The organism is Halarchaeum sp. CBA1220 (assembly GCF_003721175.2).
Lineage (GTDB): Archaea > Halobacteriota > Halobacteria > Halobacteriales > Halobacteriaceae > Halarchaeum > Halarchaeum grantii.
Genome location: NZ_CP054709.1, coordinates 127,768 through 140,393 on the forward strand (window position 1 = coordinate 127,768; position 12,626 = coordinate 140,393).

Consider the following 12,626-nt stretch of genomic DNA (forward strand, 5'->3'; position numbering starts at 1 on the left):
CCTCACAGCGACACATCCCGGTGTGGCGATTACCCCTCGCTCACTCCGCGTCGAGGTCGTACCCCCACTCGCGGAGGATGTCCGCGATGAGCTCGGGATTGCGCTGGGCGACGACCATCGCGGCCTCGCGGTAGTCGGACTTGTAGACGGTTTCGCCGAGCGCGTCCTCGAGCGTGTCCTGGAGTTCCTCCTCGCCCGCGATGACGTCCTCCCGGAGGAAGTACGGCACCTGCTCGCGGCCCTCGTTCACCTTGTTCCGCCGGAGCTTGTAGGGGATCGAACTCATCGACGGCCGGTCGTCACCCTCCTCGGCTTCTGCCGCCGCGTCACTCGACGCGTCGCTCGCCTCGCCCGTGTCGCCGCCCGTGCCTGACTCCGTGCCCGCCGCGCTTTCGGCGCCTTCCGCCGTCGCTGGTTCGTCCGCGTCGCTCGCGGCGTCGGCCACGGGCGCTTCGGCCGCCTCGTCGTCCGAGCCCTCGACATCGGCGTCTTCCGCGTCGTCGAGGCCGGAGTCCCGCGACCCCGATTTGAGGCCCATTACGCCGACACCTCCGGCGTGTCGAGGCCCGCCTCTGCCTCGAGGAACGCGGCGAGCTCCTCGAACTGCTCGAGCGTCTCGAGCTCGTAGTCGCGCTCGCGCGAGCGGTGCTCCTCGATATAGCGATATGGGCTACATTGCTGTCGCCAACAGCCCTCCATCAGCGACCCGCGCTCGCCGATGACGACCGGTACCGGGAAGCCGCTCTCCCGGAGCTCGCCGAGGATTTCGCGCTGGTCGCGCGTGTCCCGATAGCCGATGGGGAGGACGGCGAGGACGCCGACGTCGACGCCGATGTTCTCCTCGAGGCCGTCCACGAGGTCGTCGAGGCCCTCGATGGACTCCTGGCCCTTCGCCGTCGCCTCGAAGGGGATGACGACGTTCCGCACGGCGACGAGCGCGTTGTAGAGGATGGGACCCGCCTTCCCGGCGGTGTCGACGACGACGACGTCGTACGCCTCGCGGACGTCCGCGTCGCGGAGCACGCGGTGGAGCTGGTGGTACATGCTGTAGGACTCCCCGAGACGGTCGGCCTGCTGTTTCTCGCTCAGGAGGAACTCGTGGAGGTCCTCGAGCATGTTGTGCGAGGGCACGAGGTCGACGCCGGCCTCGACCTCGTGCGTGAGGTCCTGAAAGTCGCCCTTCGGCCGACCGACGAGGTGGCGCACGAGGTTGTCGACCTCGGGGTCGCCCCGGTCGTAGTCCGGCCCGAAGAAGTAGGTCAGGCTCCCGTTCTGGGTGTCCATGTCGATGGCGAGAACGTCGTGGCCGTTGCGCGCGTGACTGACCGCGAGCGTCGCCGCAGTCGTCGTCTTCCCGACGCCGCCGGCCTCCGACACGGGGGTGTAAGTCAGCATATGGCGATTCATCGAGGCCCTTGGATATAAATCTAAGTCAGACACAATCGGTATTAGATATAGCTATACGGTATAGTTCTGGAGTATAGCTAGATGATTTAGCTGTAGCGTCCACGCTAGATGTGTATCTATCGGCCTCGACAGTTCCGTATCCATCGCGTGCCGGCCCTCTCTCGGTGGGGTCGACGCCCTCTTTGAATTCTTGCTGTATGGGGTCTCCTGCGGGCTCCTGATTTGGACTGGGGTTCTGTTCGAAGTATAGCTATACAGTATATCTATATGGTATCGCTGACTGTAGTAGCTACGAGCGACGCCGGCACGTCGCGCTCCGACTCGCTTTTTCCGCTCACACTCCCGACTCGGATAGCCCCTCTCACAGCTGTTAACTATACCTATACCCTACAGCTATATGTTGTAGCCACTCTCCTCTGTCTTCGACCGCCCCACCGTACGCACTCGCTCTCCGCTTGGTGCGTACCGTCCTGTACGACGCGTGATGCGACCCGTCGGCGGGCCGCTCGCCCTCCGTCGCCCCGTCAGCGGATCATCTTGTCCCGCTCGGGGTCGAACAGGGGGCCGGAGCGGACGGTCGCGTCGTAGCGTGTGCCCTCGTACTCGATTTCGACGGCCTGCCCGGCTTCGGCGTACTCGGTGGGGAGGTAGGCGTACGCGATGCCGGCGTCGATGCTGTAGCCGTAGTCGGCGCGGCAGGCGTACGCGACCACCTCGTCGTCGACGAGCACCGGATGGCCGGCATCCACCACCACACCCTCCTCGTCGAGCGTGATGGGGACGATCTGCTCCTCGATGCCGTCCTCGCGGGCATTGATGAGTGCGTCCTTCCCGACGAAATCGGTGTCGAGGTCGACCGCGAAGCCGATGCCGGCCTCGTAGGGGTTGTACTCGGGCGTGATATCCGTCCCCCAGAGCCGGAAGCCCTTCTCCATGCTCGTCGAATCGAGCGCTTCCCACCCGACCGGCGCGATGTCGTAGGCTTCGCCCGCGTCGGCGATGGCCTCCCAGAGCCGGCTCCCGTACTCGGTCGGCGCGTAGATCTCCCAGCCGAGCTCGCCCGCGTACGAGAGGCGCAGCATCGTCACCGGGATGCTCCCGAGATAGGTCTCCTGAGCGGAGTAGAACGGGAACGCGTCGTTCGAGAGGTCTGCTTCCACGAGGTCCGCGAGCACGTTCCGCGAGTCGGGCCCGAAGACCCCGATGCCGGTGCGACTCGAGTCGTGGACAGTGACGTCGACGGAGCCGTCGTCGGGGGCGTGCTCGGTGACCCACCGCGAGTGGAGGGTGGCGGAGCTCCCGCCGCCGGTGAACAGCACGTAGCGGTCGTCCGCGAAGCGTGCGACCGTCAGATCCGCGAGCACGCCGCCGTCCTCGTCGAGCATCGCGGAGTAGCGCATCCGCCCCGACGAGACGTCGACGTCGTTCGTCAGGAGACCTTGGAGGAAGGCTTCGGCACCCGGCCCCTCGACCTCGATGGGAGTGAACGTCGTCATGTCCACCATCCCCACTTTCTCGCGGAGGTGCTGGTGCTCGACGCCGTGGGCCTTCGACCAGTTGCGTGCGAGCCACTCCGGGCGATCTGGGACGTCGTACTCCCCGAGTAACTCCTCGTTCACCTCGTACCACTGCGGGACCTCCCAGCCGTCGCTGTCGTAGAACTCCGCCCCCAACTCCGCTTGCCGGTGGTAGAACGGGCTCCGACGGAGGTCGCGCTGGCTCCGTGGCTGCTCGCGCGGGTGGATGAGCTGGTAGACCTCCTGGTACTGCTGGGCGCCGCGGCCGTACGTGTACTCGCGGCTCCCGGTGTGGGGCTGGAAGCGCGAGATGTGCGCGCCGGTCGCATCGACGGCGTCGCCGTCGAGACGCGGGGTACCGTGCTCCATCCACTCGGCGACGATGCTGCCGGCGCCGCCCGACTGGGTGACCCAGATGGCGAGCGCCCACCAGAGCCCGTCGGTACCCTCGTCGGGTCCGAGGATGGGCATGCCATCTGGCGTGAAGGAGAACATCCCGTTTATCTGCGAGGTCCACTCGCAGTCATCGAGCGCGGGGACGAGTTCGCTCGCGGCGTCGTATGCCGTCCGGTCGTGGTCGGGGTGGGTGTTCTCGTAGAAGTGCTCCTCGGTGAACTCCCGGAGGGAGGGGTATTCGAGGCCGAGGTCGTCGAGTCTCTCCGGGCCGTAGATGTCCTCGGGCTCGACGAGGAGCGGCGCGTGGTTGTACGAGCCGATACCGTAGCGTTCGCCGTGCTGGCGGAAGTAGAGCGAGTGGTCCTGGTGGCGCAGCAGGGGCTGTTCGACCTCGCGCTCGGCGCCTTCGAGCGCGTCGAGTTCGTCGGAGACGAGGTACTGGTGGGCGCAGGGGACGAGCGGGATGTCGGTGTCGACCATGTCGCCGAGGAGCGGCCCCCAGATGTTGGTGGCAACGAGCACGTCGTCGGCCTCGATACGGCCGTTCTCGGTCGCAATCGCGTCCACGCTCCCGCTCGACGTCTCGATGTCCGTGACCTCGGTGTTGCCGTAGAACTCGACGCCCCGGTCCCGCGCGTACTCGGCCATGGAGGCGGAGGCGCTGATGGCGTCCGCCTTCCCGTCCGAGGGGAGGTAGTACCCGCCGAGAATCGCGTCCTCGTCGACCTGCGGGACTTCTGCGACGACCTCCTCGGGAGTGAGGAGCTCGCCGCCTTCGAGGCCGAAGGAGCGCCCCCACTCGCGCTTGCGCTTGAGGAACTCCCAGCGATCCTCCGTGTATGCGACCTCGACGCCGCCGCAGGTGCGGAAATCACCGAAGCCATCGTAGAGGTCGCGCGTGTAGGAGGCCATGTTCGCCATGAGCTTGTTCCCGGTCGTCTGGAAGACCAGCCCGGGCGCGTGCGAGGTCGACCCGCCGGTCTCGAAGAGCGGCCCGCGGTCGACGACGACGATGTCCTCGCGGCCCATCTCTGCGAGGTGGTAGGCGGCGCTACAGCCGACGCATCCGGCGCCAACGATGACCGTGTCGGCGCGCTCCGGGAGCGTAGACCCTGTGTTCATGTACCATGCAGACGAGGGTCGTCTCCGGGTATATCTTTCCGGGTGTATAATCTGTGCCCTATACGTACCCCGTTGATTTCTCCCCCAACCTAGTGGATGAATAACGCACTCGACGCGGAATTGGTACGCGCTCGAGTTGCGACCCGGCACAATAGTTTTACGAATGCTGTCTGAATTCCTCACGTAGTCGAGTATGTACGATGAGATGCTGATTCCGTACGACGGGAGCGACGAGGGGGAGATGGGCGCGCGACACGGCATCGAACTCGCCGCTGAGCTCGGGTCGACCGTCCACGCGCTCTACGTCGTCGACCTCCCCGGCGTCCCGCGCTCGCTCTCCCTCCGGGAGGACGAGGAGGCGCTCCGCGAGAAGTACCGCGAGCACGGCGCCGAGACGCTCGCCGAGGTCGAGGACCTGGCCGCCGAGCACGGCGTCGACTGTGTGACCGAGATGCGCAGCGGCTCGGTCAGCGACAAGATCATCTCCTACGCCGAGGACGAGGAGATGGACGCCATCGTGATGGGGTCGGCCTACCGCGGGAAACTCGGGAACGTCCTCGGCGGCACGACCGACAAGGTCGTGCGCTCGACGACGATTCCGGTCGTCTCGAAGCGGATGGACGCCGACGCGCGCTAGTGCGCGCACCGAGCCGGACTGATGCTGACGCCGTCTCCCGGCGCCGAGTCCGCGCTCAGAGGCGCGATTCGCGCAGGTAGATGAGGACGCTCGCGCCGAGGAAGCTGAGCCCGGCGAACGGGAACTGTTCTCGCGTCATCAGTACGAGTCCGGCGCCGAAGAGCGCGACGACGACGGCGAGCGCGCCGGCGCGGAGGACGGTTACTGTATCGGTCATGTCGACGTGGGACGTCATCGCTGCGTCGGTGGTTGGGTTGCGGGCCGCGTGAGCGGTCCGCGTCGATTCTCGGGGAGCGTGGCGCCCATCAGTCGTCGCTGACCTCGGCGCCCGCGTCGCGGATGTCCGTCACCACCTCCGTGCCGGACGTGTCGATGTCGAACTCCTCGTCGGTCATCTCGTCGATGCGCTCCTTGAACTCCTCGGAGGCGAGGACGTCGTACTCGTTCTTGAGGCCGAGGTAGACCGTATAGCACATCACGACGAGGATGATGGCGAACGGGAAGCCCGTCGCGATGGCGGCGGTCTGGAGGGCGTTGAGGCTCGCGCTCCCGCCGCCGTAGAGGAGGAGCGCGGCGACGCCGCCCTCGGTGACCGCCCAGAAGATGCGCTGGGCGCGCGGGACGTCGTGCTTCCCGCCGGAGGTGAGGTGGTCGACGACGAGCGACCCCGAGTCCGAGGACGTCACGAAGAACGTCACGACGAGCAGGACCGCGACCAGTCCCGATATCGCGCCGATGGGGAACTGCTCGAGCATCGCGAACATCGCGACCGTCTGTCCGACCTCGTTGTACGTCGCGAGCACCGCGCCGTCGCCGGCGAGCGAGTTGAAGAGGCCACTGCCGCCGAAGGCCGCGAGCCAGACCGTGGAGAAGAGCGACGGGAGGACGAGCACGCCGATGACGAACTCCCGGACGGTGCGGCCCTTCGAGATGCGCGCGACGAACATCCCGACGAACGGCGACCACGCGATCCACCACGCCCAGTAGAACACCGTCCACGCGTGGACGGTCGACGAGCCGTCACCGAGCGCGCCCGTGAAGAAGGAGAGCGTGAGGAGGTCACCGAAGTACGCGCCGAGGCCCTGCACCCAGGCGCCGAAGATGAAGAGCGTCGGCCCGACGACGAGGAGGAAGCCGAGGAGAGCGAACATGAGGTAGAGGTTGAGCGTGCTCAGGCGCTTGATGCCGCCGTCGAGGCCGGCGGCGACGGAGAGCGTCGCGATACCGGTGACGACCGCGATGAGGACGATCTGCGGGATGGTCCCGGTGGGGACGTTCGCGACCCCGAGCATGCTCGACCCGAGGATGTAGGAGAGGCCGGTGTTGATCTGCGCGACGCCGAGACCGAGCGACGTGGCGAGCCCGAACAGCGTCGCGAACACCGAGACGAGGTCGATGACGTGGCCGGGCCAGCCGTAGATGCGCTCGCCGAGGAGCGGCCAGAAGATCGAGCGGAACGTCAGAGGGAGGCCGCGATTGAAGGAGAAGAACGCGAGGCCGAGACCCACCAAGCCGTAGATCGCCCACGGGTGGAAGCCCCAGTGGAAGAACGTCTGCGTCATCGCGGCGACGCCCGCCCCGCCCGTCCCGGCTTCCGCGCTGTAGAAGCCGGGGACGTTCGAGAAGTAGTAGAGGGGCTCGGAGACGCTGTAGAACATCAGCCCGATGCCCATGCCGGCGCTGAACAGCATCGCCATCCACGAGAACGTGCTGAACTCCGTCTCGGCTTCGACGCCGCCGATGCGGATCTTCCCGTACTTGCTGACGGCGAAGAAGAGGAGCGTGACGATGAAGATGTTCACCGCGAGGAGGTAGAACCACCCGAAGTTCCCCTCGAAGAAGCCGCGAATGTCGGAGTAGACGGTCGCGGCCTGCTGTCCGAGTACGAGCGTCACGACGACGAACAGCCCGATGATGAGGAGCGCGGCCGGGAAAACGACGGGGTGGACGTCGAAGCCCCACTTCTGGATGTTCCCGTCGCCGGGTTCGCGCTCGGTCTCCGGGTGGAAGAGGTCCACCTGAAGTCCCTTCGTCGCGTCGTCGTCACTACTCGCCATGCGATACCCCCTCCGTCGGTGTCTGCCGGTCTACTGCTGTGTTGGTCATCTCTCCGCCCTCCGTTCCGTGGAGGCGTCGTGGTCGGCCGTCGATACCCCGCCGCCGGCGCGCGTCCGTCGCGCCCGCCGGCCGCTCCGTTCTGTGTCACCCTCTCGCATGCGTCGTGATACGACAAGTTCGTTGACACCACGCACCATAAACGTTCGTCACCGCAACCAGCGATGTTTATAAATTGGGTTGTCTAAATACGTCTCTTGGACCAAAACCTAGAACAAATGTAGCAGAAGTAGCTGAATCAGTAGACGCTCAGTCGAACCTGTCGAGTCCGAACATCCCTATGCTGTGGTCGCTCTCGCCGTCGACGGCGAGGTCGGCGAGAATCTCGCCGATGACGCTCGCGAACTTGAAGCCGTGCCCGGAGAAGCCCGCACCGACCGCGACCTGCGGGTGCTCCGGGAGCGTGTCGAGGATGAAGTGCTCGTCCGGCGAGTTCGTGAACATGCACGTCGAGAGCGCCATCGTCGGCCCGGCCGCGCCCGGGAAGTACTTCTCCGTGACGTCACGCAGGAGCGCCTCATCCGCCCGGTTCGGCTCCCGGTCGAAGTCGTCCGGGTCCACCGTCTCCTCGCGGTGGTGGTACTTCCCGAGCTTGAACCCCGGAACGTCGTGGACGGGGAAACCGTAGAAGCGTCCCTCCGGGACGCTGAGGTTCCACACCGGGAACGACTCCGGCTGGTAGTCCCTGAGCGCGCTCCCGTCCGGCTGGAACCACGCGAGCGCTTGGCGCTCCGGCACCGCCAGCCCGTCGAGGGCGTCCGCGAGCGTGTGGGTCCACGCGCCCGCCGCGAGCACGAGCGAGTCCGCGACGTAGACGCCGCGGTCCGTCCGCACGCGCACGCCCCCGTCGTTCGTCTCCGCCCAGTCCTCGACCTGCTCGCGGGCGTGAATCTCCGCGCCGCGTGCCTGCGCGGCGACCGTGTGCCCGATGATCGCCTGCTCGGGCACGACGAACCCGCCGTCCTCCTGATAGACCGCGCGGTAGTCCTCGGGGAGTTCGTAGCCGGGGAAGCGCTCGTTCACCTCCGCACCCGTCAACACCTCGTGGGGGATGTCGTGCTCCTCGCAGGAACGCTTCGACCCCGCGAACACCGCGTTGTCCGCGGGCCCGGCGTCGATAGAGCCCGTCCGGTGGATGACGTCCCGGCCCGTTTCCGCCGCGAGGTCGTCCCAGAGGTCGTACGCGCGCTCGATGAGCGGCACGTACGCGGGATGTTCGTAGTACGCGCGCCGGATGATGCGCGTGATGCCGTGCGAGGACCCCTTCGTGTGCGGGATGTCGTAGCGCTCGAGGCCGAGGACGTCGAGGCCGCGCTCCGCGAGGTGGTAGGCGGTCGCGCTCCCCATCCCGCCGACCCCGACGACAATCGTATCGTACCGGTCGGTCGTAGCCATCGTTTCCCCGAGTTCGACACCCCCGCTATTGACTCTTCACCCTCGGATGTGAACCGTTTATAAAGAGCAAGGAGAATACCCGCGCCTTTAGGCGCGGGATGAATCCGACATTCTGACTGACAATCCACCGACGCCACTCCCGCTGGATATTCAACGCCGGTTGTTGGTTTTAACACACTTCCTCTCATAACTAGTTATGTACCGCAGAACGATGCTGGAGACAACCCGCACCTATGTCGCACGCGTCACGAACCACCAACAGGTTCGTGACGACCTTGACCAGTGCGGGTTCTCCGCATCCAAACTGTGGAACGTCGGTCGCTACTACATCCAAGAACGGTGGGACGAAGACGGCGAGATACCCGACGAAGCCGAACTGAAATCGGAGCTGAAAGACCACGAACGCTACAGTGACCTGCATTCGCAGTCAAGTCAGCGAGTTCTCGAAGAACTTGCTGAAGCGTTCACCGGCTGGTACAACTCCGACGACGGCAACAACCCACCGGGCTACCGGAAACGTGGCGACGACTACCCGCGCTCCACCGTCACGTGGAAAAAGCGAGCCATCAAGCACGACGACAAGCACGGCCAACTCCGACTCTCGAAAGGCTTCAACCTGAAAGAGTCACGTGACTTCATCCTCGCAGAGTACGAAACCCGTCCTGACGTAGAAGTAGAGAACATCCAACAGGTGCGTGCCGTCTGGAACGGCAACGAGTGGGAACTCCACCTCGTCTGCAAGAAAGAAATTCCAGTTGAGGACGCCCCCGGCGACAAGACGGCAGGTATCGACCTCGGCATCAGCAACTACCTCGCCATCGACTACGAGGATGGCCCCTCGGAGTTGTATCCGGGGAACGTGCTGAAAGAGGACAAGCACTACTTTACCCGCAAGGAGTACCAGACCGAAGGCGAAAACGGGCCGTCGAAACGTGCGCGGAAGGCTCGGCAGAAACTCTCCCGGCGCAAAGACCACTTCCTCCACACGCTCTCGAAGCACATTGTTGAGCGGTGTGTCGAAGAAGACGTGGGGGAGATCGCGGTTGGCGACCTCAGCGACATCCGCGAAGACAAGAACGGCGACTCACGGAACTGGGGTGCGTCGGGAAACAAGAAACTTCACGGATGGGAGTTTGACCGCTTCGCCCGTCTCCTCGAATACAAGGCCGAGGAACACGGTATCCTCGTTGACCGCGTAGACGAGGAGAACACGTCGAAGACGTGTTCGTGTTGTGGGCAGATTCGTGATAGCAACCGCGTGGAGCGCGGTCTGTACGTCTGTTCGTCGTGTAAGACGGCGATGAACGCAGACGTGAACGGTGCGGTGAATATTCGCAGAAGGATAACTCAGAGTCCCCCGACCGGGGATATGAGTAACGGCTGGTTGGCACAGCCCGGAGTCTTCCTGTTCGACCGCGAGAGCGGGTCGTTCAACACGAGAGAGCAGGGAGTCTGCAAACCTTAATATCCCAACGCTCGGGATTCCTCCGGCTTTAGCCGGAGGAGGATGTCAAACGTTCGACGCGTCGCGTGCCGCCCTCACTCCCGATTCTCGTACGTCCACGTTTTCACCATCCACTACTGTGTTCGCTCGTATATTCCGGATACACTTATACGGGTGCTGTATTCCCGACGAATCCTTTTTTACCGTAACTGTCTACTGTTCTCACATGACGCGCTGGAACGACGGCCACGACGACATCGGTGCAGTGAGCGCCGACATCACCGAGGAGACGAACGCCCTCCCAGCGAAGTACTTCACCGACCCGGACGTCCACGAGATGGAGAAGGAGAAGGTGTTCGGACAGTACTGGGTGTACGCCGGCCACGCGAACCACATCCCCGAGCGCGGCGACTACTTCACGCGCACCATCGGGGACAAGCAGATAATCGTCACACGCGACGACGAGGACGACGTCCGCGCGTTCTACAACGTCTGCGCACACCGGGGTTCGAAGATGCTCGAGGACACGCCGATGACTGACCCCGGCACCCTCAGCCGCATCACCTGCCCGTACCACCTCTGGGCGTACGAACTCGACGGCGACCTCGCGAGCACGCCGAAGAGCTTCGAGGAGGCCAGTCTCAATCCCGACCTCGACGACGACGCCGTCCGCGAACTCGACCCCGAGGAGAACGGCCTCATGGAGGTCACCACCGACTCCATCGGCCCGCTCGTCTTCGTGAACTTCGCGGACGACCCCGACCTCACGCTCGCGGAGCAAGCGGGGTCGATGAAGACCGAACTCGAAGCCCTCCCCCTCGAGGAGTACGAGCACGCGCGGCGCTACGTCTCCGAGGTCGAGTGCAACTGGAAGACGTTCAGCGGGAACTACTCGGAGTGCGACCACTGTCAGGCGAACCACCAGGACTGGGTGCAGGGCCTCGAACTCATGGAGTCCGAACTCGAAGTCAACGACTACCACTGGATCCTCCACTACCAGCACAAGGAGGACGTCGACGACGAGATGCGCATCCACGAGGAGCACGAGGCGAAGTTCTACTACTTCTGGCCGAACTTCACCGTCAACATGTACGGCACCGCGGACGGCTACGGGACGTACATCATCGACCCCATCGACGAGGGGCGCTTCCAGCTCGTCGCGGACTACTACTTCCGCGACGCCGACCTCTCCGAGGAGGAAGCGGAGTTCGTCCAGACGAGTCGCCAGCTCCAGGAGGAGGACTTCGAGCTCGTCGAACGCCAGTACGAGGGCCTCCAATCGGGCGCGCTCGCACAGGCCCAGCTCGGCCCGAACGAGCACACCGTCCACAAACTCCACCGGCTCGCGCAGGAAGCATACAACGCCTGAGCTCATGTCCGCACAAGAACCGCAGGCCGGCGTCGTCACCTGCCCCGCCTGCGACCTTCACGCTGCTGTCGACGAGCCGAACGACGCCATCGACCTCTACCGGCGCCACACGAGCGTTACTGGCCACGACGTCGAGTGGGAGCGCGTCGCCGTCGGTGACGCCGTCACGACGGCGGACGTGAAGGACGCGCTCGTCGCCCTCGGTGACGACTACCCCGAGGGCGTCCCGCTCGGCGTCCTGACTGCCGCGCTCGCGGAGCGCGGCGTCACTATCGCGGCGACGCTCGACGCGCTCTACGACCTCCGCATGAGCGGCGAAATCTACGAGCCACGCGACGACCACGTGCTCGCCGTCTGAGTCCGCGCGCGCTCCTCCTTCCTTCTCTACTGTGCGGCCGCCGCGCTCACTCGTCGAGGAGCGTCGCCCCGATCAGCTCCGCGGTGCCGCGTCGGATGCGGCCGCTGACTGCGGTCGGCGAGATGTCGAGCGCGTCCGCGAGGTCCGCGAGCGAGGCGTCGCGCGGCTCGCGGAAGTAACCGAGTTCGTACGCGGTGACGAGCGCCTGTCGCTGTGCGTCCGTGAGCGTCGTCGGCTCCCCGTTCGTCCAGCTGTCCTGTCGGACCGTCCGCCTGAGGTTGAACTCGATGCCCTCGGCCTCGCAGAACTGCCAGAGGTCCGCGAGCGACTCGCGGTCCGAGAACTGTAGGCGGACGGTCCACCCCCGAGCGTCGCTGCTCTTCGCGTCGAGCATGAGGCCGCCGAGCTCGGTGACGACCGGCGAGAGGAGGATGACGTCGTCCGGGTGCCCGATCCGATAGACGCGCGTGTCGCCCTCGCGCGACACGAGCGTCCAGTCACAGACCGTGTGGTCGGCGTCGAGCGCCGACTCGAAGGAGTCGTCGGCGCCTTCCACGAGGAAGAAGAACTGCCCCGTCTCGGGGTCGGTCGCGGACTGCGAGACGACCTCGAGCTCGTCGCTGGAGTGCGACCGGATGGTCGGCATCAACGCGAGGTCGTCGTGCGCGACGTCCGCGACGGTCACGAGGCTCACGGCTCCACCGCCCCCCACGGCCGCGCGCTCGCCGCCGCTCGTGCGTCGACGCGGCACGCCACCCGCCTCCCGTTCGTTCCGGTCCCCCGCCGACTGGCGTCTCGTACTTCCATCTATGTAGACGAACGTCTCGTCGTACCTTTATTATTTCGACGAGCGCAATGCTATCGAT

11 protein-coding genes are annotated in these 12,626 nt (G+C 65.3%); 4 read left to right on the forward strand and 7 right to left on the reverse strand.

Annotated elements, in window-relative coordinates; all coding sequences use genetic code 11:
* Nucleotides 1-40 precede the first annotated feature (40 nt).
* The 3 genes from EFA46_RS16275 to EFA46_RS13930 form a co-directional block, all read right to left on the reverse strand.
* Nucleotides 41-538, reverse strand: a complete 498-nt coding sequence (locus EFA46_RS16275) for a hypothetical protein (RefSeq protein ID WP_255494151.1) — start codon at nucleotides 536-538, stop codon at nucleotides 41-43.
* The gene (locus tag EFA46_RS13925; RefSeq protein WP_123078547.1) at nucleotides 538-1,395 is read right to left on the reverse strand and encodes a ParA family protein; all 858 of its coding nucleotides are present in this window, start codon (nucleotides 1,393-1,395) and stop codon (nucleotides 538-540) included. The genes EFA46_RS16275 and EFA46_RS13925 overlap by 1 nt, the downstream gene beginning before the upstream one ends.
* A 536-nt stretch (nucleotides 1,396-1,931) precedes the next feature.
* Nucleotides 1,932-4,442: an FAD-dependent oxidoreductase gene (locus EFA46_RS13930; protein WP_123078549.1), complete on the reverse strand. Its 2,511-nt coding sequence runs from the start codon at nucleotides 4,440-4,442 to the stop codon at nucleotides 1,932-1,934.
* A gap of 193 nt (nucleotides 4,443-4,635) precedes the next feature.
* Between EFA46_RS13930 and EFA46_RS13935 the strand changes: the two genes are divergently transcribed.
* On the forward strand, nucleotides 4,636-5,079 hold the full coding sequence (locus tag EFA46_RS13935; RefSeq protein ID WP_123078551.1) for a universal stress protein: 444 nt from the start codon (nucleotides 4,636-4,638) through the stop codon (nucleotides 5,077-5,079).
* A 55-nt stretch (nucleotides 5,080-5,134) separates the two neighbouring features.
* Here the strand turns inward: EFA46_RS13935 and EFA46_RS13940 are convergent, their stop codons facing one another.
* From EFA46_RS13940 to solA, 3 genes are all read right to left on the reverse strand, one after another.
* A complete protein-coding gene (locus tag EFA46_RS13940) occupies nucleotides 5,135-5,296 on the reverse strand; it encodes a hypothetical protein (protein WP_176969903.1) in 162 nt (53 codons plus the stop codon).
* 88 nt (nucleotides 5,297-5,384) lie between these two features.
* A complete protein-coding gene (locus tag EFA46_RS13945) occupies nucleotides 5,385-7,136 on the reverse strand; it encodes a BCCT family transporter (RefSeq protein WP_123078555.1) in 1,752 nt (583 codons plus the stop codon).
* Between the two features lie 307 nt (nucleotides 7,137-7,443).
* Entirely contained in the window at nucleotides 7,444-8,589 is a 1,146-nt protein-coding gene (solA, locus tag EFA46_RS13950) for an N-methyl-L-tryptophan oxidase (RefSeq protein WP_123078557.1), read from the reverse strand.
* 211 nt (nucleotides 8,590-8,800) lie between these two features.
* Here solA and EFA46_RS13955 point away from each other — a divergent pair, with 211 nt between their 5' ends.
* The 3 genes from EFA46_RS13955 (at nucleotide 8,801) to EFA46_RS13965 (ending at nucleotide 11,760) form a co-directional block, all read left to right on the forward strand.
* Nucleotides 8,801-10,054, forward strand: coding sequence for an RNA-guided endonuclease TnpB family protein (locus EFA46_RS13955; protein WP_123079262.1), 1,254 nt, complete (start codon nucleotides 8,801-8,803; stop codon nucleotides 10,052-10,054).
* Nucleotides 10,055-10,259: 205 nt separating this feature from the next.
* On the forward strand, nucleotides 10,260-11,402 hold the full coding sequence (locus tag EFA46_RS13960; RefSeq protein WP_123078559.1) for an aromatic ring-hydroxylating dioxygenase subunit alpha: 1,143 nt from the start codon (nucleotides 10,260-10,262) through the stop codon (nucleotides 11,400-11,402).
* 4 nt (nucleotides 11,403-11,406) lie between these two features.
* Nucleotides 11,407-11,760: a hypothetical protein gene (locus tag EFA46_RS13965; protein WP_123078561.1), complete on the forward strand. Its 354-nt coding sequence runs from the start codon at nucleotides 11,407-11,409 to the stop codon at nucleotides 11,758-11,760.
* 46 nt (nucleotides 11,761-11,806) lie between these two features.
* Here EFA46_RS13965 and EFA46_RS13970 read toward each other — a convergent pair whose 3' ends face one another.
* Complete coding sequence (locus EFA46_RS13970) at nucleotides 11,807-12,454, reverse strand: helix-turn-helix domain-containing protein (protein ID WP_123079264.1); 648 nt, start codon at nucleotides 12,452-12,454, stop codon at nucleotides 11,807-11,809.
* Nucleotides 12,455-12,626 lie beyond the last annotated feature (172 nt).

Bases quoted from the DNA above. Each gene is read 5' to 3' on its own strand.
- EFA46_RS16275 (WP_255494151.1), bottom strand. From the start codon at position 538: ATGGGCCTCAAATCGGGGTCGCGGGACTCCGGCCTCGACGACGCGGAA.
- EFA46_RS13925 (WP_123078547.1), bottom strand. From the start codon at position 1,395: ATGCTGACTTACACCCCCGTGTCGGAGGCCGGCGGCGTCGGGAAGACG.
- EFA46_RS13930 (WP_123078549.1), bottom strand. From the start codon at position 4,442: ATGAACACAGGGTCTACGCTCCCGGAGCGCGCCGACACGGTCATCGTT.
- EFA46_RS13935 (WP_123078551.1), top strand. From the start codon at position 4,636: ATGTACGATGAGATGCTGATTCCGTACGACGGGAGCGACGAGGGGGAG.
- EFA46_RS13940 (WP_176969903.1), bottom strand. From the start codon at position 5,296: ATGACCGATACAGTAACCGTCCTCCGCGCCGGCGCGCTCGCCGTCGTC.
- EFA46_RS13945 (WP_123078555.1), bottom strand. From the start codon at position 7,136: ATGGCGAGTAGTGACGACGACGCGACGAAGGGACTTCAGGTGGACCTC.
- solA (WP_123078557.1), bottom strand. From the start codon at position 8,589: ATGGCTACGACCGACCGGTACGATACGATTGTCGTCGGGGTCGGCGGG.
- EFA46_RS13955 (WP_123079262.1), top strand. From the start codon at position 8,801: ATGCTGGAGACAACCCGCACCTATGTCGCACGCGTCACGAACCACCAA.
- EFA46_RS13960 (WP_123078559.1), top strand. From the start codon at position 10,260: ATGACGCGCTGGAACGACGGCCACGACGACATCGGTGCAGTGAGCGCC.
- EFA46_RS13965 (WP_123078561.1), top strand. From the start codon at position 11,407: ATGTCCGCACAAGAACCGCAGGCCGGCGTCGTCACCTGCCCCGCCTGC.